We start from the raw sequence: 23,001 nt of genomic DNA on the forward strand, positions 1-23,001 counted from the left end.
AAAATTCATATAAAATTTACAAAAACCATTGAGAAAATCTATTTAATCCTTTATATTTTCAATTTAAAGCCTTAATTTTGCATAGAAATTCAGAAAATTCGGATTCTTTCAACAGGTTATGTACATGAAAAAAATGATGATCGGGCTTGCTTTGGCCTTATCCATTACTATTTGGGGGCAAAAAACTCCTGCAAAAGCAAACAATCTTACCCCTTACAGCTATCAGACTTTTAACTGTGACAACAAAGGGTATTTTGACCCGGCTAAATATAAGAAAGAAGAAATAGATGGGATCAACAAACTTTTGTATCAGTTCAATGGGGTTGTATTTGATACCCAGCCTGTTTTTAAAATTGCCCAGCTTGAAGAAATCCGTAAAAACAGAGAAACGTATTTACAGGAACTGGAAAAGCAGTATGACGAAAAGAAAAAAGAATTGTACAGCCTCAAAGTAATTGATCTTCCCAAATGGAAAAAATTAATGGAAGAAACTATCGATTCTTTTGAAAATGAATACCAGCTTAATAAAGAAGAAATCCTTGCCTATTCTGATCCTTCCACATTGAGAAACAGTAAATATTATGATACCTGCAAAGAGCAGATTGATGCCATATCCTCGCCCGACAGAGAAAAGATGTTTGCAGCATGGCGAACATACACTGAACTTAAAAGCAAAAATAATGCTGACCCCAAGGGTGTAATGGCAAGGTTTGATGCCAAAATGAATGATCCTCAAAAAGAAGATTATGCATTAATCGATATGATTGGGCTGGGTTTTCACAACTGTGCCAACAGCAGTTTCAGACAAAAGCGTGATAATGAAGAGACCTCTTACAAGGATTTTGATAAGATTTTTACTAAGCTGAAAAGAACTTGTGATGAGCCGTAGCTGAATTAAAAATTGAAAGATTTAATTATTGAAAAATATAATAATAGTACTCAGATTGGGTGCTGTTTTTATTTATTTTCAGATTGAATAATCATTACAATCAGATCTTAATGAGCTGTGAAAGTTGACCATACACACTCTAGCAGCTCTTTATCATTATAATTTAATGCTTTAAAAACACTCAAATAAATTAATAATGAATAAGTTATGGTTTATCAGATTTAAATCCGTAATTTTGCACCCCGAAAATAAGGATTAGAGATATGAAAAAAATTGGTGAGCACAGAACGCTTCTTGGAGTAGATAAAAATGTTACTCTAAAAGAATTAAAGACCATTTACAGAAATGTGATGAAAGATACGCATCCTGATAAATTTATTAATGATGAAGCCGGAAAACTGGAAGCTGAAGAAAAGAGCAAATCTGTGATTGAAGCGTATCACTTTTTGGTAAGCATTAATTCTGAAACCCAGGAAAAGTACAAGGAAGAATATACTGAAACGATTACAAAATCTAATATTCAGGATTTTTATCTTGAAAAATCAATTTTAACGGTTCAGCATCTGAACGGAAATATGTATGAGTATATGGGAGTTCCAAAAAACACGTATATCAAAATGATTAATGCTGATTCACCAAGCCGTTTTGCAAGAAGACATATCTACGGAAACTTCGTGTACAGAAAGTCCGGAGAAGCGATGGCAGATTAATTTTTTACATTACAATATATAAGAGCTTTCAGTTTTACTGGAAGCTTTTTTGTTGCCCAAACCGGATGTTATATTTTGGCTAAAGCCAATATTGGCTGTTATAAATTTAAGCGGGCTAAAGCCCGCTCCTATTGAATATTTTCTTAATGCGGAATGATCATCATCAATAGAAATGGGCTTTAGCCCATTTACAATAATAAAAATCATTCAATGGCTTTAGCCAAAACCTATATAACTCAATTTTAAATCATCAAATGTCAACAAAAAAGCGCCTCAGAAAATCTGAGGCGCTTTCGGTTAATTAAAGGTTTAATTTATTTATCTAAATGCTTCGGAGTAAATCCGTCTTCATTCAGTTCTCTGTGTACGTAATCTGCTTTCATTTCAGCTTCGTAGTCTACTTTAGTATCTTTACCCATTCTTCTTAGAACAGAGTCAAATAGAGAGTATACTACCGGTACAATGATCAATGTAAGGAATAGTGATGATGTTAAACCACCAATTACTACCCATGCAAGACCTTTGTTCATCTCAGCTCCGGCACCTGTTGCCAATGCGATCGGTAACATACCGAAGATCATCGCAATGGTGGTCATCAGGATCGGACGAAGACGGGCGTGATTGGCTTGTACCAAAGCATCGTGGGTATTGGCACCTGCAGCCTTTCTTGCATTCGTAAAGTCAACAATAAGGATCGCATTCTTCGCTACCAGACCAATCAACATGATCATCCCCAGCATGGTGAAAATATTCAGTGAGTTGGCTGTTAAGGCAAGGATTACCATTACCCCGATCATTGCTAACGGAATTGAGAACAATACCACGAAAGGATAGACGAAACTGTCATATAGGGAAACCATTACCAGGTACACCAATACGATAGCTGCCAATAATGCAATTCCCAATGTACCGAAACCTTCCTGCTGATTTTCCATATCTCCACTCCAGATGTAATCTACACCCACAGGTTTTTTAGTGCTGTTCATGAACTGATTCGCCCACTCATTGGCTACGTCACCAACAGGTCTACCAACAGCTTTTGCTCTTACTTTTACGGAAGGAGATTTGTCTCTACGTTCCAGCAAACTTGGCCCTGAACCCATTTCCACATTAGCAAACTGGCTCAAACGAACCTGCTGTCCCTGAGGGTTTGTAAACATAAGGTTTTTCACATCATCAATAGATTGTCTGTTTACATCTCCGAAACGGATATTGATATCATATTCATATTCCCCGGCTCTGAATTTTCCGTCTGTATTTCCGTTGAATGCTGTCTGCATCGTCTGTCCTACGCTTGAAAGGTTTAAACCTAAAGCAGACATTTTATCTCTGTCGATACTTACCTGAACTTCAGGGCTACCTGTATCAGTTGACAATTCGGCATCTACTGCTCCCGGAACTTTTTTCAATAGTTCAAGGATTCTCGTTGCTTCTTTTACTGCTGTAGCGTTATCAGGACCTGTCACCACCATTTCAATAGGAGCATTTTCAGCACCCATAATACCGATTGGAGCAGTTTTAAACTCAACTCCTGTGAATTTCTCCTCTAACAGTCTTTTTATTTTTGCAGCTTTGATGTTGGTGCTTTCTGTACGCTCAGACTTATCTGTTAAGTTCACCTGAACCTCAGACTGGTAAGTGGTTGCCTGAGCACCCCCAAAACCTGTAGACTGCTGTCCGACTGTTGTAATAAGATCTACAACATCTTTATCGTTTCTTAAGAATTTTTCAACTTCTAATGTTAATTGGTTTGTCTTTTCAACGGTTGCATCTTTTGACAATTCCATTTGTACTAAGAACTGACCACGGTCAATTGGCGGGAAGAACTCGTTTCCAATGAAACCAAATTTTACCAACATGAATGAACTGATTAAAACAATAAATGTGATCACTACTGTTGAGATTCTTCTTAATGTAGTTTTCAGACACCATTCAAGAATTCCTGTGATCCAGTGGGTAAATTTGTCAATTAATCCTTCAAACCAAAGAATAAATTTCTCAAACCAGTTTTTACCTGTTAAATGTTCCAATTTACCGAATCTTGATGATAACCAAGGAATGATGGTAAATGAAGCCAATAATGATAACAAGGTGGCAATAACTACCGTGACGCAGAACTGTGCCAGGATGTTGGCTACAAGACCTGAACTCATCGCGATCGGTAAGAATACCACCACAATTACCAGGGTAATCGCAGCAACGGTAAATCCGATCTCTGAAGCTCCGTCATATGCTGCTCTGATCTTACTTTTACCCATCTCCATGTGACGGTAAATGTTTTCCAGAACTACAATTGCGTCATCCACCAGGATACCTACCACAAGGGATAATCCCAGTAAACTCATCAGGTTCAAAGTATATCCCATCAGGTTCATTCCGATGAAGGCTGCCACCAATGAAGCCGGGATAGAAACCATTACAATAAAGGCGTTTCTGATACTGTGAAGGAATAACAACATTACAATCGCCACGAGGATAATCGCTAAGAATAAGTCGAAAATAACGTGGTTTGCAGATTCAAGGGTAAATTCTGTGGTATCGTTTACGATTTTTACTTTTACTCCCTGAACTTTGTATGCATCTTCTACAGTTTTGATGGTTTTCTGAACACTTTCAGATACTGCTACCGCATTTGCATCAGATTGTTTTTTAACCTGCATTAAAATAGTCGGGAACTGATTGAATCTCGCTACTTTTTCAACATCTTTCTGAGAGTCAAAAACTGTTGCGATATCTGATAAACGTACCTGTGCACCGTTTTTATTGGAAACAACAAGGTTATTCATTTCCTCCGTAGATTTATACTTTCCTGAAAGTCTGATCGTAGATTTTGTAGTTCTCGTTTTCAAACTTCCTGTAGGGAAATCAAGGTTTGATGAAAGAATGGCCTGTTGTACATCTCCAATTGAAAGCCCGTACCCCTGTAATTTTTTCTCATCAAGATTTACCTGAATTTCTCTCTCCTGTCCACCTACAAGGTCAACCTGAGCTACCCCATTTACACGGGAGAAAATAGGTTCAATCTTTTTATCCAATAAGTCGTACAGGTCTTTACTGTTCAGCTTATCAGATGAAATACTCATCGTGATAATAGGTAAGTCATCTAAAGAGAATTTGTTCAGAGACGGTGCTTTTACATCTTCCGGAAGGTCTGCCAGAATAGCATTCACCTTTCTCTGTGCATCATTTAAAGCGTAATCTACATCGGCTCCGTCGTTCAGCTGAACCATGATTACGGATAAACTTTCGTATGAAGAAGATTCTACTTTTTTAACGTTTTCCAAAGAACCTACGGCATCTTCAATCTTTCGGGTTACGGATGTTTCCACCTCTGCAGGTGAAGCTCCCGGATATACCGTAGAAATGGTTACCATGTTGGTTTCAAACTTCGGAATCAATTCGTATCCCATGAGCGTATAACTCAGGATACCTCCCAGCGTCAGAATTGTAAATAATACAATTACCAGCGAGGGTCTTTTAATGGATATTTCTGCTAACTTCATCGATCTGCTACTTTATAATGTTCACTTTAGATCCGTTGTCCAGATTGATCTGTCCGCTGGTAACTACCTGCTCACCTCCATTCAATCCGCTTAAAACCTGAACTTTATCTCCGTAAACTTTTCCAATGGTTACTTTGATCAATTTAGCAACTCCATTCTGAACAACGAATAATTGTCCTGAGCTTACTCCATTTACAAACGCTTCTGCAGGAACGGTAAGCATATTCTGAGTTTCTGCGCCGTTGTTTGTACTGAATTTAGCAGTTGCATACATACCAGCCTTAAGGTTTCCTCTGTTCTGTACTTCAATTTCAACAGGGAAATTCAGAGAAGCATCACTTTTAGGAGCAATGAAAGTAATTCTACCTACGAAAGAATCTTCAGGTAAAACATTTACTTTAATAGGAACTTCCTGACCTAGCTGGATTTTTCCAATCTGACTTTCATCTACTAAAACAGAAAGTTTCAGACTGTTGATATTAACGATTTCAAACATTGACGTTCCAGGAGAAACGACTGTTCCAGGTTCAACCATTTTCTTATTGATTGTACCGCTGATTCCTGCACGGATGCTTGTATCATTTACTTTTACTCCCTGAGCTTTTACTGCAGCCTGAGCATTTTTAAGCTGTAATCTTGAGTTATCAAGCTGCTGTTTTGTAACACCTCCTGTCTTGTATGCGTTTTCATAGCGCTGGTTATCAATAATAGCATTCTGCAGATTGTTCTGAGCCTGGGTAACATCCACCTCGATAGCATCTTTTTTGATAGTTGCCAAAACCTGCCCTGCTCCTACCCTTGAACCTTCTTTTACCAAAACGCTTACGATACGTCCTGAGATTTCAGAAGACTGGTTCATTTCCTGCTTAGGAATAAAAGTACCGTTGGCTGAGTAGTCTGTATCAATATTTTCTCTTGTAACGGTTACAATATTAACATTGATTTTATCCACCTGCTTCGCAACTTCTTTTACTTCCTGCGTCTGTTTTTCTTTGTTACCAGCAATCTTGTAAGCGGCTAACCCTACCAGTACAGCTGCTACGATGATATATATTAAAGTTTTTTTCATTTTAGTTTATTATAAGTTTTGTAGTGTGTTTAGTTCACCCTTAGCTTTTATCAGCTTGATCTCTGCCTGCTTGTAATCTAACAATGCATTAGAATAGTTCTGTTTTGCTTGTGTCAAAGCATTTTCAGAATCCAGTACCTCTGTAAGGGTTGCCAGGCCATACTGGTAGTTAGACTGAGTATTTTTCTGAACTCTTTCTGCCAATCCTACATTATCTTTCATGCTTTCGATATTAATTAATGCATTTTCCATATTGGTAACTGCATTTTTATAATCTAAACTTAAGCTCAACTGAGTGTTTTCAATATCAACATCAAGATCCTTAATATCAATTTCTGCCTGGTTGATCTTCGCTTTTGTAGCTCCTCCCGTGAAAATAGGAATATTTACATTCAAACCAATTGCTGAGTAATCGCTCCAAAGAACGCCTCTGCTAAGACCATTGGTCAAAGGGAATTTTGCTCCGTTTGCTCCCCATCCGTAGTTTGCTGTAAGATTTACTGAGGGATAAAGATAAGCTTCAGTCGCTTTTTTATTAAAAACCAAAAGTTCCCTGTTTTTATTTAAAACTTTAAGTTCTGTACGGTTATTAAGATCTACATTGCTCGCAATCAGCTCAGGCTTTGGTTCGATTTGTTTTTCTTCAAGCTCGATATCTGTAGAAATCGGGATTCCCATATAAAACTTCAGAGCATTTTTTGAAAGTTCAACAGAGTTGATTAAGGTCTGCTTATTGGAACCAATATTGGTAAGCTGAACATTTGTTCTGTCTAAATCGATTGATTTGGCCAAACCGTTATCAACCAGACTTTTAATAACATTTCTTACTTTTTCAGTATTGGCATAGCTGGCTGTTACCGTTTTAAGATTTTCCTCCTGTACAAACACCTGATAATAAGCTGTTGCCACATTTTCAATAATCTGTTCATTGGTTAACTGAGCATTCAGTACATAGAATTCTCTTGTTGATTTTGCCGCTTTAAGTCCAGTAAATACTCTTTGGTCAAAAATAGCCTGCTGAAGCTGTACAGAAGCTGTTGATCCCCAGGGCTGCCCAAACTGTGCTCTGATTTTCTCACCTCCAAATTCCAGCAAAGATTCCTGAATAATCGGATTATAGGTTAAACCTGCTGTTGCACTGACCTGTGGAAGTGCACCGGCTCTGGCTTCATCAATCTTGTATTCGGCTTTTTTGACCTGTAAAGCAGCTTTTTTAGCTTCTGCCTTATTTTGAAGTGCCTGTTTTATTGCTTCCTGCAGGGAAACCTGCTGCTGGGCAGACATCAGTGTAGAGCCGAAAATCATAAATGCTGAAGCTATCCCAATTTTTAGCTTTGTAGCAGTTATACGTTTTCTATTCATAATTTTATACTTCGTTTATTTTTTATTTAATTTTCATTCATTATTTATTTCTAAATGACGAATCATTTTCAGAAATACTTTAGTTTTTTAATTTTTAAACAACATATTGATAATGATCTCTCTTCTTTCAGAAATAATCTTATCATATTCTTCATCATTAATCAATAAATTCTCCATAAATAATGGTCTTACAGCACTTGGGAATACCAGCAGCGAAACCATATTCAGAATAAACTGAACGGGTGCCATTTTCTCAATATTTCCCAATTCCATTTCCTTTTCAATATCCTTGTACATATCATTCAGGATATCCTCTTCGATTTCTCTGTGATGGCAAGTTCCTTTATTGATCTGTGATACGATATATGTTTCCAGATAAGGATACTGAAGGCTTGTAGAAAGGCTGCTTTCTATGAACTTGCTGATCTTCTCTTTAAAAGGAAGAGCTGAATTCTGAATGATCTTCGATTTTTCCTGCTCTACTCTTTGCGCTTCATCAAAGATGATCTGGATAAGCTTATCCCTTGAACGGAAATAGTAATTAATAAGGGTTCTATTCACTCCTGCTTCATCTGCAATCTCCTGCGTAGTAGCATCAAATTTTCCTTTCACAAAGAATAAATTCTTCGCTGTCTCCTTGATCAATTCCTGTGTTTGGTCTTTTTTTGCTTGATTTGACATTTTTGTTAAACAAATTTGTGCAAATTTATAGTAAAAATTATTTTTGACAAAATTGTTAAACAAAAAAATTAAACAGAATTGTTATGATATCCATCAGGTTTAGGAATGAAAGTTTGCGATTACTTATTATTTAATAAGTGGGCTATTTTTATATCTTTGCCGCAAAAATTAATAACTGATGAAGAAAATTCTTTCGTTGTTCTCATTTTTGAGCACGATACTTCTATTTTCGCAGAAAAAAATTTCTGAAAACAAATCCCATTATTTTTATGAAAATAAAGGCCAGATTGCAGATCAGGACGGGAAGATAAATAAAGATGTACAATACCTTTTCCATTCCAACGGCCTTAATGTACAGCTTAGAACCGGAGGATTTTCTTATGATATTTACGAAGTAAAGAAAAGCCGCAATCCTGATTTTTCAAAAAAGGAAAAAAATGCGCTTCCAGTACCAAATCAGTATCATGCCGGTGAATATATTTATGAAAAACTGATTCACAGGGTAGATATTGATCTCGTTAATTCCAATACCCAGTCAACAATTATTGCAGAGGGTAAATCTCCGGATTATGACAACTATTATAACCTTCCTGATCATCCAAAAGGCATTAGTAATGTTCACCGATATCAAAAGATCCGCTATAAGAATATATATCCTCATATAGATTTGGTATTTTTTAAACCTAACGACACTCTAAAACCTATCGAATATAATTTCATCATTAGTCCTGGCGGAAAGATTTCAGACATAAAAATGAAATTTAATGGTGCTCCCACTTTAATAAAAGATGGAAAGCTCACCATGAATGTGCGTTTTGGGGAAATCCATGAAAATATCCCTAACAGCTGGATTGCGGGAAATACCAAAGAAAACATTGATATTTCTTTTAAGGATCTTGGTAACCAGACTTTTGGATTTGCCTCTCCCATAAACCATTCCGACAAGACCATGGTAATAGATCCCGTACCCACAAGAATATGGGGAAGCTACGCGGGAGGATACGGAGAAGATTATGGTAGAATAAAAACAGATCTTCAGAGTACGGGCTATGTTTTCGGAACGACTACCAGTACCACCAATTTTGCTACTTCCGGTACCTATCAGCAAAATGTCGCCGGCGCTCTTGATGCATTCCTGATGAAAGTGACCAAAACCGGGCAAAGGCTTTGGGGAACTTACTATGGTTTTGGAATGAATGATGGATTTGCAGATGTAGATTTTGATGAAAGTTTTAATATTTATGCAGGCGGAACCGTTCAAAGAGCACCATATAATGAAAATATCGTTTTGGTAAAGTTTAATAATAACGGGAGTTTTATTTTTGAAAAAGAGTTTTCTTCAAGCAGACAGGATAAACTCTATACTGTTTCCTACAATCAAAATCATGTATACATTGGTGGTGATTCTTTCAGCGCTGATTTTCCAACCGTTGGTGCCATGCAGCCTGCAAAATCAACACCAATAGGGTATACTGACGGCATTCTGGCATCTCTGAATTCAACAACAGGCAGTGTAGATTGGGCTACTTACTTTGGAAGAAGTGATGGTTCTACTTCCATTTTTCAAATTCTCTCCTCAAGCGATAACCTTGAAATAATTGGAGCAACACAATCTTCTACAATACCTATGATCAATGCTTTCCAACCATTAAAAGGTGGGGAATCAGACGGACTATACCTTAAAATTTCAAAATCAGGAACTGCTATTCTGAGATCAAGCTATTATGGAAACAGCGGTTCGGAACAAGTATGGAAAGCCAGAATTGTAAATAATACTCTCATTCTTCCGGGAAGATATTCTACTGCAGCTTTTCCAACGGGACAGCCTGGAATTTGGAGGGTAAATTTAACTACGAATTCTATTAACAAAAGCTATTTTAACTTTACAGGCTCTTTCCAGCTATTGGCATATCCTGATACTAACGGAAACGTTTTCTTTACAGGCCTGCATTCCAGCGGACAACCAGACATCTCTACTCCGGGAGCCTATATGGGAATGCCCGCAATGTATATTTCTACATTTTTAATTAAATACAATCAGAATGATGTAAAAGAATGGGGAACTTATTATACAGGGAATGGCGCAACGCAACAGGGTGAGGTAACAAAAGATGATGAAGGTGCCATTTATTTGACAGGCATGTCAAGTGGAAATTCAGCGGGTATTGCAACACCAGGAACCTTTCAGCAGTCGCCCGGTGGTGGAAATGATATTTTCATTGCTAAATTTCAGGATTGTACCTCTGCAGCGGTTGTTACTTCTAATTCTCCCGTATGCCCTAATGGTACAATCCAACTCAACGCTACCGGAGGAACTGTATATAACTGGACCGGGCCAAATGGCTTCACATCCAATGAGCAAAACCCTACTATTCCGAATGCGACAGCAACTCAGGCAGGATTATATATATGCCAGGTTTCAGGATCAGGTGCTTGTGACGGGACTTTTACAGTAAACGTGATTATAAATGACAATACTGCTCCGGTTCCTGACATTACTCTGCTGGCAGACATTACAGGAGACTGCCATACTACGGTTACTACTATTCCTACCGCTACTGATAACTGCGCCGGAACAATTACTGCAACAACAACAGACCCTTTATCTTATTCAATCCCTGGAAACTATATCATCCACTGGACTTATAACGACGGAAATGGTAATACAACGACTCAAAATCAAAATGTAATTGTATTATCACCTTCTCTCCCTACAACTGCAAATCCTCAGCAAACCTTCTGCGCTACAAATAATCCTAAAATTTCAGACCTCCAGATCACAGGACAGAACATTAAATGGTACGATGCAGCGGGAAATGTTTTATCTGCTGCTGCAGCTCTTATCAATGGACAAACCTATTATGCATCTCAAACTATTAATGGCTGTGAAAGTAATAAAACAGCGGTTCAGATAACAGTAAATAATACACCTAAACCGACAGGAAATATAAATCAGGATTTCTGTGCTTCTGCAAATCCTACACTAGAAAAACTTGTGGTAACAGGAACTGCTCTTAAATTTTATAATGCAGCAGGAAATGTAATCCCAATATCAACTCCTCTGGTAAGCGGACAAATCTATTATGTAACGCAAATTTTAAATAACTGTGAATCTGAAAAACTGGCAATAACAGTAACTCTGTCTACTGATAATGTTCCTGCAAAAGACGTTACACAGGTACAATGTAATACGACTACTTCCAATTCTATGGTGGTTAATCTTCACTCTTATGAAGCAACTATTATTAATAATCCGGGGAATTATATTTTCACTTATACTGATACTGCAGGAAATCCTATTTCTAATCCTTCAGCTTATGTGTTAAATGTTGGAACAATACTTATTCACGTAAGAGTTGCGACACCTGACGGATGTTTCAAAGTGGTGAGATTAAGTCTTACTCTAAATCCAAAACCTTTAGTTCAACTTCCTGATAAACTTGATTTTTGCGAAGGAAAGTCCGTTCTACTGGATGCAGGACCAGGATTTAAATCATATGAATGGAATACCGGGGCAACTACTCAAACCATTACCGTATCGGCTCCGGGAACATATACAGTGAAAGTAACCAACATTTTTGGATGTGAAAGTACAAGTTCTACCCAGGTGAGTTATTCTGTTTTAGCGCATATTGTTTCTGTGAATATTACAAACAATACTGCGACAGTGATCCTTTCTCAGAGTGGAAATTATGAGTTTTCTTTAGATAATTTTACATGGCAGGATTCCAATATTTTCACCAATTTAAATATGGGAGAATATACGGTATATGTGAGAACAAAATCGGGATGTATTATTGGACAGAAAAACTTCTCGATATTCAATATTCCGAACGCAATCAGCCCCAACGGCGATGGCATCAATGATACATGGAGAATCGCAGGATTGGAAAATTATCCGGGAACAGAGGTAAGTTTATATGACAGAAGAGGTGCTGTAATCTACAAAGAGACTATCAAAAAGAATCCTTTCCAGTGGGACGGAAAATATGAATCGAATCCTATTTCTACAGGAAATTACTGGTATACAATCAAAGTTTCTGACGGAAGAATCTACAACGGATGGCTTCTGATTAAGAACAGGTAGTAAAACAAAAAACGGGCAGAAATTTCTGCCCGTTTTTTGTTTATAATAATTTGATTTTATCGTCTGAGATATCGATGATCTTATCTTTATAAAGTCCTCCGATTGCTTTCTTGAAGTTTTTCTTACTCATCTGAAGTTCATCTTTAATCTCTTCAGGTGAAGACTTATCTGAGACATAGAGAAGTCCATAATTTTCTTCCAGTTTGTTCAGAATCTTTTGTTTGAACTCATCAATATTTTCAAAACCTTCCGGCTGTAAAGAAATATCTATTTTTCCGTCTTCACGAATGGTTTTGATATATCCTGTTTCCTCTGATAGCGGATATAGCTTTTTGAAAACATCGGAAGCGTAGATCAAACCAATGTATTCTTTGTTGATGATCACATTCCAGCCCAGTTCACTTTCATTCATCATAATCAGGTCTACTTTGTCACCTTTTTTGAAAGGAAGGTCATCATACTGAGGATTTCTCTTAAACTTGGTAGTTCCGGTGATCAATTCCATATCTTCGTCCACATAGATATACACCAGATATCTTTTTCCTTCGATGATTTTTGTTTTCTGCTGTTTGTAAGGGATAAATAAATCTTTAATGATTCCCCAATCCATAAAAGCTCCGCTTGGAAGACTTTGTACACAGCTCATTACCGCAAATTCACCTACTTCAGCCAATGGAATTTCGGTAGTAGCTTTCAATTTATCATCATCCTGATATACAAAAACTTCAACCTCCTCACCGATTTCTTTTTCATCCTGAATAAAGATTTTTGGCAGAAAAGCCTTTTCACCGGATTCATCCACAAGGATCCATCCTGAATTAATTTTTTCTGAAATTGTTAAAGTCTGAGTTTTTCCGAGTTGCATGATGATAAAATTAGCTGACAAAGGTACGGAAATTTGAAGATGCTAACCTAGTCAATAATGTTATAATTCTTTTACGGTCTTCATAAAACCAGTGATACAATGAAAACATTTCGTTTTTAAAAAGATATGTTTTGGCTGAAGCCAATAGATTGGATGCTAAAAAATAAACGGGCTTTAGCCTATTTTTATTAAATATTATAATTTCGAAACATATTCCATCAGTTCACGCCTGCTGCTTTCAAAATCAAAGGCATCAGTTACCACAATATAATGCTCTCTGTCTACACAGTTACGGTAGATAGATTTAGCTAACGCGAGCTTCTTATCATCAAAGCGTATTGCTTTCACCAAATCTCTTATTTGTGCAGAAGTAAACATTGAAACACGCATCTGTTGATGAATCATCGTTAGTTTACCGTCATCAAACCTTTCATTTTGCATCATCGTATCAAAAAAGTGGCGGAAAGAATTGTTATCCATTGCATTTCCATTATAATACCCTCCTCCTGGCTGATTTCCGTAAGGATTGTTCCATACATCATTCCAGTCATTAAATCCATATTGATTTTGTACAGGGTAAGAATCCAGAAGATACAACCCTTCATTGGTGAAAAAATCCAGAACCATTCTGTTATTGTTTCGAAGCATCAGTGTTGTTCTGTAGATCAGAAAACCATTATCATATATGGAGATAGGTATTCTCCCTGATGACAGATCAAAGAATCTGTATTTACCGGAACCATTTGCCATCATCTGATCGCCGACTTCAACGGTAAAAAAGCCCTGTTCAGGAATTCTCAGAAAAACTTCTGCATAGCCGTAGTTTCTGTTCCATTGATAATTGGGATTTTTTATTCTATTTTCATTTCCACTTCTCTGAGGAATTGGAGTATTTCCAGATCTCGGCTGGTTAAAAGTTTTATTTCTTTCATCCGGACTTTTAGAGGTTCTCATTTCTGTGGCTGAAGCTTCATTTTTTAATAATTCTCCTGCTTTTCCCGCTTCCTGTGCCCATGAACTGATTCCCGCCAAAAGCATCCAACTGATAAAAATCTTTTTCATACATGAAATTTTCAAAAACCATCTCCATTTTCATGCCAAAAGCAGTACAAAAAAGGCTGCTTCCATAAGAAACAGCCTTTAATTTTTTAATATTTAAATGATTAAATCTTTTAATCAAATATTACATATGGATAGGTCTTTTTGCTGTAGCATCCAATGCAGCTTCTTTAATAGCTTCTGCATAGGTTGGGTGAGCGTGAGAACTTCTTGCAATATCTTCAGCACTTGCACGGAATTCCATAGCAATTACTCCTTCAGCAATAAGGTCAGCAGCTCTTGCTCCTACGATGTGCATTCCTAAAACCTCATCTGTTTTTTCGTCTGCAATAATCTTAACAAGACCGTCAACATCACCACTTGCACGGCTTCTTCCTAATGCTCTCATTGGGAAAGATCCTACTTTGTACGCTACACCTTCTTCTTTCAGCTGCTCTTCAGTTTTACCCACTCCTGCAACTTCCGGCCATGTATAAACAACACCAGGAATCAGGTTATAATTGATGTGAGGTTTTTGTCCAGCTAAAGTTTCAGCAACGAAAACTCCTTCTTCTTCAGCTTTGTGAGCAAGCATTGCTCCTTTGATAACGTCACCAATTGCATAGATATTAGCAACATTAGTCTGTAAGTGGTCGTTTACTTTCACTCTTCCTCTTTCGTCAAGCTCTACACCTGCTTTTTCAAGACCAAGACCGTCTGTATAAGGCTTTCTACCTACAGAAACCAAACAGTAATCTCCTTCTACTACTACTTCTTCTCCTTTTTTATCTTTAGCAGTGATCTTTACGGTATCTCCGTTTCTTTCAACCGCAGAAACTGCAGTAGAAAGCATAAACTTCATTCCTTGTTTTTTAAGAACTTTAGTTAATTCTTTGCTTAAAGCTCCATCCATTCCAGGGATGATTTTATCCATAAATTCAACAACCGTTACCTGTGCTCCTAATCTTAGGTATACAGAACCTAGCTCAAGACCGATAACTCCACCTCCGATTACTACCAGATGTTTAGGAATTTCTTTAAGGCTTAAAGCTTCCGTAGAAGTAATCACTCTTTCTTTATCTAAAGAGATGAAAGGCAGTGTAGAGGGCTTAGAACCTGTTGCAATGATGGTATATTTAGATTCGATGGTTTCAGAAGAACCGTCGTTTTTTGTCACTTTAATCTGAGTAGCAGATTCGAAGCTTCCTACTCCTTCAAAAACAGTAATCTGATTTTTGTTCATCAGATAGCTGATTCCGTCTGTATTCTGCTTAATTACTTCGTTTTTACGCTCGATCATTCTTGCGATATCCGCTTGCGGCTCATTGATGATGATTCCGTGACCTGCAAAATTGTGTTTTGCATTTTCGAAATGCTCAGAGCTGTCAAGAAGCGCTTTTGACGGAATACATCCAACGTTAAGACAAGTTCCGCCTAAAGTTGAATATTTTTCAATAATTGCTGTTTTGAAACCTAATTGTGCTGCACGGATAGCAGCAACATAACCACCGGGACCAGAACCTATTACGGTAACATCGAATTGACTCATGTTATTGTATGAATTTGTTTATTATTATCTATCTTAATTCTCACAAATTTACATATAAATTACCAAGCACCAAAGTGAGTTTTATCAATTTTATTGAATTTTAGATTTTAAAAAAACTTTTATCTATTGGCTTTTATCCAGATAATCACCGCTAAAAAAATTAAAATCATCCCCATTTTGATTCCTCCCAAAACCATCATCATTATTCCTGAAAAAATAACGATAATTCCTGCTATATATAACATGATACTGATAACAGAACGATATTTATTTTTTTTCTTTAACATCTCCTGTTTATCAGTATGAATACCTTTCATTACTTCATCTACATCCTGTTGATTGTAGCCTTCCTGAAGTATTAATCGATAAATATATTTTTCGCTATAATTTTCAGCCAGATAAGTATTGTATTTATTAAATATTTCTCTCTTCAATTCGTCCTTCATGGTTAAAATAGGATTAATGAGTAAAAGTAATTTTTTTATATATTCATTTTCCAGAAATTACAGATCTATATTCAATTTTCCCTGTCCAAATTCGCCTGTACTTTCAAAAAATGAACCTCCATACACATACCATTCAAGACTTTCAAGATAATCCGCTGCATTTTCCGGGGTTATTTGTGGACGGTCTTTTTTCGAAACGATTCCTTTGTACCATCTTCCTGATTGGGAAAAGCTTTCATATTCCACAAAATAATGAATCCATATTCTTTGGCACAACTTGCACTGCTGAATCGTTACTTCTCCATATCTTCCGTTGGTATGATCAATTCCTAATTCCGAACTTCTATACTCTGTATAGCTGGAGTTCGGTTTCTCACAGGCGCATCCTAATTTTTGGATTTTATTCATGAATGAAAATTGGTTTTCAGATAAAATTTATAGCTCCAAAAGTAAGAAATTAACACCCTATAAAGCAAATGGGGTTATGAAGGTTTGATCAAATCCAGTAAAACCTTTTCATATTTATCAAGAATAATATTCTTTGAGAACCTTGATTTAATAGAGTTTTTTATAGCATCCCGATTATAATTGCTCTGAAGTATTCTTACAATCTCCTGAGCAAATCTGTCATGATTCTCAATGTCTGCAATTTCTCCGTTTACATTATGCTGAATAATCTCATTGATTCCTCCTGGACAGTTGTTAGCTAAAGAATAAGTTCCGCAGGCACCTGCTTCCAGAAGAACATTGGGAAAACCTTCGTATCGTGAAGAAAGCACAAATAAATCCGCATATTTCAGATACTGGTACGGATTTTCCTGTCTGCCATGGAAAATAACTTTTTTTAATCCTAAGAGTTCTTTGGTCTGAAGGAGCAGGTCTTTATCTTTTCCGTCACCTAAAATATGAAGCATGATGTTTTCATTTTTAAGCCTTGAAAAAACCTTCAGCAGGTTATCAAATCCTTTTCTGGAAGATAAATTGCCAATTGCAACTACATTTTTATAATTGTATTTGTAGCATTCGGGTTTTACGGACAAAGCCATTTTATCTTCAATGAAATCAAAGTCTACAGGATTATTGATCTTGACAATTTTTTTCTTTTTAATATTAAAATTATCAACAAGATCCTTCATCATATCATCACTTTGAGCAATGATTCTCTGATAGTTATTGTAAAAATTATAGAAAAACTTAATCTCTTTGCGGGTTACATGCTGTGTAACAACATTGGTTTCCCTTGCAATGAATTTTGTTCTTGGAAACAGTTTTATAAATAAGGATAAATAAGCATTCACTTCCCCAAAACCGGAGAATACAATATCAGGTTTTCTTCTATAGATTTCTCCTAAAATAGGTTTTAATGAATGTCTGATTCTTTCGGTATTGATATCGATAATTTCAACATCTTTTTTCAGGAAATTCAAATATCCGCCTTGTTTACGTAACAGCAATATCTTAGGCTCAAACCGATCTCTGGAAAGATGATTCGCTATAGTAGTAACAATCCTTTCTGCACCCCCGGTTTCTAAATCCGGCAGAATAAATATGACAGATATTTTTTTCATCTTATCAAAGTTACTAAAAAGTTTAGTTATCTTTCAAATGTTACAAGGATGAAAATACCTGTTTTGATGGTAATTAACAGAAATTAACTAAGCTTTAAATTTAATTTGACTTATTATATTTACCATTCAGTTAAAACGCTATAAAAACAAAGTAAGTTCTTCTACTGAAAAACTTACTTATATAATGTATATTCTAAAAATATCTTGTCGTTTTAGTTGGCTACGTCACTGATAAATTTTATTCTCAGCATTCTTACTTCTTCATCAGACAATTCATCCCCGAATTCATCCAGCAATACTTTCATGCTGTCACTTTCAGATTCGTTCATGAATTCCATGAAGCCGTCTACGATGTCTTCATCAAAATTATCTTCAATATAGTAGTCGATATTCAGTTTTGTTCCCTGGTAAACGATCCTTTCCATCTCTTTCAGAAGTTCATCCATAGAAAGGTTTTTAGCTCTTGCTATATCTTCAAGATCAATTTTTTTATCGGTACTCTGGATGATAAAAACTTTATGGCTTGATTTATTGGCCACCTGTTTCAGGACCATATCCTGAGTACGTTCGATATTGTTATCTTCTACGTATGTTTTGATATAGTCTGCGAATTCTTTACCGTATTTTTTTGCCTTACCTTCCCCTACTCCGTAGATTTTGGTAATTTCATCTACCGTAATCGGATACTGAACGGTCATATCCTCCAAACTTGGATCCATAAATACGGTGTATGGCGGGATTCCGTGTTTTTTGGCTACTTTCTTTCTCAGTTCTTTCAACAGGTTAAAAAGTTTCTGATCCAGACCTCCTCCTGCCTGCTGCTGTACCTGATCGCTCTCAGCTTTTGCCTGAGTAAGATCAAATTCTCTGTCTTCAGCAATTAAAAAGATGTCTTTAGATTTACCATTCAGGACACTTCTTCCTTTCTCGGTAATTTTTAAAACTCCGTAGGTTTCAATATCTTTCTGTAAAAAATTCTGAACAGTTGCCTGTCTCAAAATGGTTTTCCAGTAGTTATCTTTTTCGTCTTTTCCAAAACCAAAATGCGAACTTTGCTCAAGTTTATAGGATTTTGTCACTGCATTTTCTTTTCCTACAATGACGGATATCAGATCTTTTGACTTGAATTTTTCCCCTGTATCATTAATCAGTTCCAATGACTTTTTTAAATCAGCCGTTGCATCCTTCAATTTTGGCGGATTGGATGAGTTGTCACACATCTTCGCTCCGTTTCCGTTCACAGGATCGAAACTTTCTCCAAAATAGTATAGAATGTATTGTCTTCTGCTCATTGAAGTTTCAGCATATCCTACCACTTCATTCAAAAGCTGTAATCCGATTTCTCTTTCTGAAACAGGTTTTTGAGCCAGGAATTTCTCCAGTTTTTCAATATCTTTCGGATCATAGAATGCAAGACAGTGACCTTCGCCTCCGTCTCTTCCTGCTCTTCCTGTTTCCTGATAGTAGCTTTCCAGTGATTTCGGGAAGTCATAATGAATGACAAAACGTACATCCGGTTTATCAATTCCCATCCCAAAGGCAATAGTTGCCACAATTACATCTACTTCTTCCATCAGGAATTTATCCTGATTTGCGACTCTCACTTTTTGGTCAAGACCGGCATGATAAGGAAGGGCGTTGATCCCGTTTACCTGCAGAAGCTGGGCAAATTCTTCAACTTTTCTACGGCTCAGGCAGTAAACAATTCCTGATTTTCCTTTATGCTGATTAATGAATTTAACAATTTCCTTATCTACATTAATTTTAGGGCATACTTCATAATAGAGATTAGGACGGTTGAAGCTTTCTTTAAACACCAATGCATTGGTCATTCCTAAAGTTTTCTGGATATCATCCTGAACCTTAGGAGTTGCAGTAGCCGTTAAAGCAATCACCGGTACATTGGCGATTTTGTCTATAATCTGTTTCAGATTCCTGTATTCCGGTCTGAAATCATGTCCCCACTCTGAAATACAGTGGGCCTCGTCGATAGCAAAGAAAGAAATTTTCACTTCTTTCAAAAAATCCAGGTAATCATCTTTAATTAATGATTCAGGAGCTACATACAGAAGTTTGGTTTTGCCGCTTTTTATGTCGTCAAAAACCTGTTTGGTCTGCGTTTTGTTTAATGATGAATTCAGTACATGTGCTACCCCATCATCGGATGAAAGGCCGTTTACAGCATCTACCTGATTTTTCATCAACGCTATCAGGGGCGAAACTACTATTGCCGTACCTTCCGAAATAAGAGCCGGAAGCTGGTAACATAATGATTTTCCGCCACCTGTGGGCATTAAAACAAATATATCCTTCCCATTCAATAGGTTATCTATAATTTGTTCCTGCTGGCCCTTAAATGTAGAAAACCCAAAATACTTTTTCAATTCGCCTGATAAATTGGCTTTTTTTGCGCTCATCTAATTTTCTATTGCTAAATTTGCATGTCACCCAAAGTTATAAAAATTCTGCTTAAAATAAAAGCGAACGAATTTATAAAAAATAAAATTTATATTAAATATTCTTTTTAAAATATAACGTTTTTTAGGAACTTTTTTGTATACCTTATCATCGTAAAATGGATAGAACCAATATTATATCAATTGCAAAAAGCACTTTAGAAATAGAAATTTCTGAACTAGAAAAATTAAAAAACAGAATTGATGGCCAGTTTGCCCATGCTGTAGAGATCATTCACTCAGCAAAAGGGAAGCTCATTGTAGTAGGAATTGGAAAATCTGCCCATGTGGGTAACAAAATCGTAGCTACCTTAAATTCTACGGGTACGCCTTCTCAGTTTTTACATGCTTCGGAAGCTATTCATGGTGATCTTGGAGTGATTCAGAAGCAGGATGTGGTTCTGTGCATCTCGAATTCCGGAAATTCTCCTGAAATTGCGAATCTGGTTCCTTATTTAAAGGATTATTCTTCTGCCTTAATTGGAATGACCGGAAATAAAACCAGTAAACTGGCTGAGTTTTCAGAAGTAATTCTTGATACCCATGTAGACATCGAAGCCTGCCCGAATAAACTGGCCCCCACAAGTTCTACAACGATACAAATGGCGTTGGGAGATGCTTTGGCTGTTGCTTTAATGGAGCTGAATGATTTCAAAGCTAATGATTTTGCCAAATTCCATCCCGGAGGAAGCTTAGGAAAAAACCTGACTTCCAGAGTGGGACAGTTTTTATCTTCCCAAAAACCTCAGGTTACGAAAGATTCTTCAATAAGAGATGTCATTATTTCCATCAGTGCCTCAAGTCATGGAATTACAGTGGTAACCAATGGAGACGAGATTATTGGCGTTATTACAGATGGAGATTTAAGAAGGATGCTGATGAAAGGAGAAGATATCAGTACGGTATCTGCTAAAGATATTATGTCTGCCCGTCCGAGAACAATTGAAAAAGAAGCTCTTGCTAAAGAAGCCATGAAAATTCTGAAGGAAAATAATATCGGCCAGCTTGTTGTAACGGAAAACGGAAAGTATTTCGGAATTATCGATCTGCATAAACTGTTAGACGAAGGGATTAACTAGCGTTCAAATAATACATTTCAGACATTATACCTTCGGATCAGCATTTTAATTAAATATTTTTAAGGTATTATGATGATTATTCTTTATTTACTGATTCTATTTCCTATATTTTTGAAAAAATATCTTGACTATCAGGATTCACAAAGGAATAGAGTGTATCATACGCCGTCGGAATCTGATCATAGTCCTGAATATTCTACTCATGATAGAAATCTGTACTATGATCAAAAAAGCCAGGATTATTTTAACCGTTTCATACGATGTCTGATCTTCTGTACTTATGATGATAAAAAATTCAATTCTGTTGCAGACTGTCTGTCTCTGACAGATATCGGAGATGATTTACGTATATTTTCAGACAGGGAAGAAATAGAATCATTATTCAGAAATAATTTCATCAGCGAACCGCTGAGACCGAAAACAGCAGATTTTAAAAAGATTACTGATGAAGTGGATGAAGAAGAATGTTATTTCGAATCAATAGATCTTAGTAATGATGAAAGGTGGAAAAAAATCAACGCAGCAGCAGAAGACGTTTTAACAGAAATGAATATTAAAGAAAGGGATTTTGATTTTGCTTTATATGTCCCCCGATAATTTTAGAATCCAACAACGGTCATTTAACTAAATATTTCATAAGTTTGCACTTTAAAAATTTTTATTCTGTGAGTGATGGTAAAGACATGTCCTTTCTTGGACATATAGGAGAATTAAGAGGGCATCTGATCCGTTCGATTATTGCTATCATAATTGCGGCATTTGTGGTTGGTTTTAATATCAACTGGATTATGGACCATATCTTTTTTGGGCCTACCAGAAATGATTTCCCGACTTTCAGAGTTGTTAATCATTTTTCAAGAATGATTTTAGGAGAAGACAGTATTCATCTTCCCAAGGACTTCCCTGTTCGTGTACAAAGGTTATATCAGCAGTTTAATGTAATGATGGCTGTTTCAATTTTTGGAGGAATGGTGGCTGCATTTCCATATATTGTTTGGGAACTGTGGCGTTTTATTGGCCCGGCTTTACATCCGAGAGAGAGAAAAAATTCGATTTATATTATTAATGCGGTATGGATTCTTTTCATGACCGGAGTATTATGCGGTTATTTCCTAATCCTTCCGTTTGCGGTTAATTTCGGCGTTATTTTTAAGATCTCAGATATTATCGTTCCGCTTTATGATTTAAGTGATTATACCACTTTATTTTTACAGGTGGTTTTGGGTATGGGTGTTATTTTCCTTTTCCCGATTCTGATCTACTTCCTTACCAGCATCGGAATTCTTACCCCTATGTTTATGAAAACTTACCGCCGTCATGCTATTGTTTTGATTATGGTAGTGGCTGCAATTATTACTCCGGCAGACGTTTTAAGTATGCTGATGGCTGCATTACCCCTGCTTATCTTATATGAGTTCAGTATTATGATGTGTACATTCACTTATAAAAAAGTACAGAAGGGCAACGGAAATCTTCCTGCAGTACAGAAATAAACACTATTTTTACTTATAAAAGCTTAAGCGCTATCATTCTGTTGAATAGTAGCGTTTTTTGTTTAAAAAATTAACAATAATCATATTTACCATTAATATAATTTAAAAAACGATAAAATTCAACTAAAATTATAAAGTTCAGAACAATTAACACTCTCTTATTAATAAAATTTACAAAAAAACATACTATATTTAAAAACTTCAAC

The 23,001-nt window shown here is 36.4% G+C and carries 18 protein-coding genes; 6 read left to right on the plus strand and 12 right to left on the minus strand.

The window, feature by feature from the left end; genetic code table 11:
• Positions 1 to 124 precede the first annotated feature (124 nt).
• Entirely contained in the window at positions 125 to 889 is a 765-nt protein-coding gene (locus tag BW946_RS19595) for a hypothetical protein (RefSeq protein WP_076597775.1), read from the plus strand.
• A 263-nt stretch (positions 890 to 1,152) separates the two neighbouring features.
• Positions 1,153 to 1,599 carry a KTSC domain-containing protein gene (locus BW946_RS19600; RefSeq protein ID WP_076597776.1) on the plus strand — a complete coding sequence of 149 codons (447 nt, stop codon included), beginning with the start codon at positions 1,153 to 1,155 and terminating at the stop codon, positions 1,597 to 1,599.
• Positions 1,600 to 1,608: 9 nt separating this feature from the next.
• Here BW946_RS19600 and BW946_RS19605 read toward each other — a convergent pair whose 3' ends face one another.
• The 5 genes from BW946_RS19605 to BW946_RS19625 form a co-directional block, all read right to left on the minus strand.
• Positions 1,609 to 1,806 carry a hypothetical protein gene (locus BW946_RS19605; RefSeq protein WP_076597777.1) on the minus strand — a complete coding sequence of 66 codons (198 nt, stop codon included), beginning with the start codon at positions 1,804 to 1,806 and terminating at the stop codon, positions 1,609 to 1,611.
• Between the two features lie 107 nt (positions 1,807 to 1,913).
• Complete coding sequence (locus tag BW946_RS19610) at positions 1,914 to 5,102, minus strand: efflux RND transporter permease subunit (RefSeq protein ID WP_076597778.1); 3,189 nt, start codon at positions 5,100 to 5,102, stop codon at positions 1,914 to 1,916.
• Between the two features lie 7 nt (positions 5,103 to 5,109).
• Complete coding sequence (locus BW946_RS19615; RefSeq protein ID WP_076597779.1) at positions 5,110 to 6,171, minus strand: efflux RND transporter periplasmic adaptor subunit; 1,062 nt, start codon at positions 6,169 to 6,171, stop codon at positions 5,110 to 5,112.
• A 9-nt stretch (positions 6,172 to 6,180) separates the two neighbouring features.
• Complete coding sequence (locus BW946_RS19620; protein ID WP_076597780.1) at positions 6,181 to 7,533, minus strand: TolC family protein; 1,353 nt, start codon at positions 7,531 to 7,533, stop codon at positions 6,181 to 6,183.
• An 87-nt stretch (positions 7,534 to 7,620) separates the two neighbouring features.
• Entirely contained in the window at positions 7,621 to 8,214 is a 594-nt protein-coding gene (locus BW946_RS19625) for a TetR/AcrR family transcriptional regulator (protein ID WP_076597781.1), read from the minus strand.
• 178 nt (positions 8,215 to 8,392) lie between these two features.
• Between BW946_RS19625 and BW946_RS19630 the strand changes: the two genes are divergently transcribed.
• Entirely contained in the window at positions 8,393 to 12,301 is a 3,909-nt protein-coding gene (locus BW946_RS19630) for a DUF7948 domain-containing protein (RefSeq protein ID WP_076597782.1), read from the plus strand.
• Positions 12,302 to 12,341: 40 nt separating this feature from the next.
• On the opposite strand, the gene BW946_RS19635 is transcribed toward BW946_RS19630, so the two are convergent.
• From BW946_RS19635 to recQ, 7 genes are all read right to left on the minus strand, one after another.
• Positions 12,342 to 13,166, minus strand: coding sequence for a CvfB family protein (locus tag BW946_RS19635; protein WP_076597783.1), 825 nt, complete (start codon positions 13,164 to 13,166; stop codon positions 12,342 to 12,344).
• A gap of 195 nt (positions 13,167 to 13,361) precedes the next feature.
• Entirely contained in the window at positions 13,362 to 14,228 is an 867-nt protein-coding gene (locus tag BW946_RS19640; protein WP_076597784.1) for a DUF4476 domain-containing protein, read from the minus strand.
• Between the two features lie 121 nt (positions 14,229 to 14,349).
• Positions 14,350 to 15,753, minus strand: a complete 1,404-nt coding sequence (gene lpdA, locus BW946_RS19645; RefSeq protein WP_076597785.1) for a dihydrolipoyl dehydrogenase — start codon at positions 15,751 to 15,753, stop codon at positions 14,350 to 14,352.
• 119 nt (positions 15,754 to 15,872) lie between these two features.
• Positions 15,873 to 16,199: a hypothetical protein gene (locus BW946_RS19650; protein ID WP_076597786.1), complete on the minus strand. Its 327-nt coding sequence runs from the start codon at positions 16,197 to 16,199 to the stop codon at positions 15,873 to 15,875.
• A 57-nt stretch (positions 16,200 to 16,256) separates the two neighbouring features.
• Positions 16,257 to 16,607 carry a hypothetical protein gene (locus tag BW946_RS19655; protein ID WP_076597787.1) on the minus strand — a complete coding sequence of 117 codons (351 nt, stop codon included), beginning with the start codon at positions 16,605 to 16,607 and terminating at the stop codon, positions 16,257 to 16,259.
• 74 nt (positions 16,608 to 16,681) lie between these two features.
• Positions 16,682 to 17,767, minus strand: coding sequence for a glycosyltransferase (locus tag BW946_RS19660; protein ID WP_076597788.1), 1,086 nt, complete (start codon positions 17,765 to 17,767; stop codon positions 16,682 to 16,684).
• A gap of 212 nt (positions 17,768 to 17,979) precedes the next feature.
• On the minus strand, positions 17,980 to 20,184 hold the full coding sequence (gene recQ / locus BW946_RS19665) for a DNA helicase RecQ (protein WP_076597789.1): 2,205 nt from the start codon (positions 20,182 to 20,184) through the stop codon (positions 17,980 to 17,982).
• A gap of 158 nt (positions 20,185 to 20,342) precedes the next feature.
• Between recQ and BW946_RS19670 the strand changes: the two genes are divergently transcribed.
• The 3 genes from BW946_RS19670 to tatC all read left to right on the plus strand — a co-directional run bounded on the left by BW946_RS19670 (position 20,343) and on the right by tatC (position 22,795).
• Entirely contained in the window at positions 20,343 to 21,302 is a 960-nt protein-coding gene (locus BW946_RS19670; protein ID WP_076597790.1) for a KpsF/GutQ family sugar-phosphate isomerase, read from the plus strand.
• 69 nt (positions 21,303 to 21,371) lie between these two features.
• A complete protein-coding gene (locus tag BW946_RS19675) occupies positions 21,372 to 21,899 on the plus strand; it encodes a hypothetical protein (protein ID WP_076597791.1) in 528 nt (175 codons plus the stop codon).
• 68 nt (positions 21,900 to 21,967) lie between these two features.
• Positions 21,968 to 22,795, plus strand: a complete 828-nt coding sequence (gene tatC, locus BW946_RS19680; protein ID WP_170872110.1) for a twin-arginine translocase subunit TatC — start codon at positions 21,968 to 21,970, stop codon at positions 22,793 to 22,795.
• Positions 22,796 to 23,001: the final 206 nt, after the last annotated feature.

The organism is Chryseobacterium sp. RU33C (assembly GCF_900156015.1).
Taxonomy (GTDB): Bacteria; Bacteroidota; Bacteroidia; order Flavobacteriales; family Weeksellaceae; genus Chryseobacterium; species Chryseobacterium candidae.

What these genes read in the sequence shown, in the direction of transcription:
- BW946_RS19620 (WP_076597780.1), bottom strand. Translation starts at nt 7,533, where the DNA reads ATGAATAGAAAACGTATAACTGCTACAAAGCTAAAAATTGGGATAGCT.
- BW946_RS19630 (WP_076597782.1), top strand. Translation starts at nt 8,393, where the DNA reads ATGAAGAAAATTCTTTCGTTGTTCTCATTTTTGAGCACGATACTTCTA.
- BW946_RS19650 (WP_076597786.1), bottom strand. Translation starts at nt 16,199, where the DNA reads ATGAAGGACGAATTGAAGAGAGAAATATTTAATAAATACAATACTTAT.
- BW946_RS19600 (WP_076597776.1), top strand. Translation starts at nt 1,153, where the DNA reads ATGAAAAAAATTGGTGAGCACAGAACGCTTCTTGGAGTAGATAAAAAT.
- BW946_RS19615 (WP_076597779.1), bottom strand. Translation starts at nt 6,171, where the DNA reads ATGAAAAAAACTTTAATATATATCATCGTAGCAGCTGTACTGGTAGGG.
- BW946_RS19670 (WP_076597790.1), top strand. Translation starts at nt 20,343, where the DNA reads ATGGATAGAACCAATATTATATCAATTGCAAAAAGCACTTTAGAAATA.
- BW946_RS19640 (WP_076597784.1), bottom strand. Translation starts at nt 14,228, where the DNA reads ATGAAAAAGATTTTTATCAGTTGGATGCTTTTGGCGGGAATCAGTTCA.
- lpdA (WP_076597785.1), bottom strand. Translation starts at nt 15,753, where the DNA reads ATGAGTCAATTCGATGTTACCGTAATAGGTTCTGGTCCCGGTGGTTAT.
- BW946_RS19610 (WP_076597778.1), bottom strand. Translation starts at nt 5,102, where the DNA reads ATGAAGTTAGCAGAAATATCCATTAAAAGACCCTCGCTGGTAATTGTA.
- BW946_RS19595 (WP_076597775.1), top strand. Translation starts at nt 125, where the DNA reads ATGAAAAAAATGATGATCGGGCTTGCTTTGGCCTTATCCATTACTATT.
- BW946_RS19605 (WP_076597777.1), bottom strand. Translation starts at nt 1,806, where the DNA reads ATGATTTTTATTATTGTAAATGGGCTAAAGCCCATTTCTATTGATGAT.
- BW946_RS19655 (WP_076597787.1), bottom strand. Translation starts at nt 16,607, where the DNA reads ATGAATAAAATCCAAAAATTAGGATGCGCCTGTGAGAAACCGAACTCC.
- recQ (WP_076597789.1), bottom strand. Translation starts at nt 20,184, where the DNA reads ATGAGCGCAAAAAAAGCCAATTTATCAGGCGAATTGAAAAAGTATTTT.
- BW946_RS19660 (WP_076597788.1), bottom strand. Translation starts at nt 17,767, where the DNA reads ATGAAAAAAATATCTGTCATATTTATTCTGCCGGATTTAGAAACCGGG.
- BW946_RS19675 (WP_076597791.1), top strand. Translation starts at nt 21,372, where the DNA reads ATGATGATTATTCTTTATTTACTGATTCTATTTCCTATATTTTTGAAA.
- BW946_RS19625 (WP_076597781.1), bottom strand. Translation starts at nt 8,214, where the DNA reads ATGTCAAATCAAGCAAAAAAAGACCAAACACAGGAATTGATCAAGGAG.
- BW946_RS19635 (WP_076597783.1), bottom strand. Translation starts at nt 13,166, where the DNA reads ATGCAACTCGGAAAAACTCAGACTTTAACAATTTCAGAAAAAATTAAT.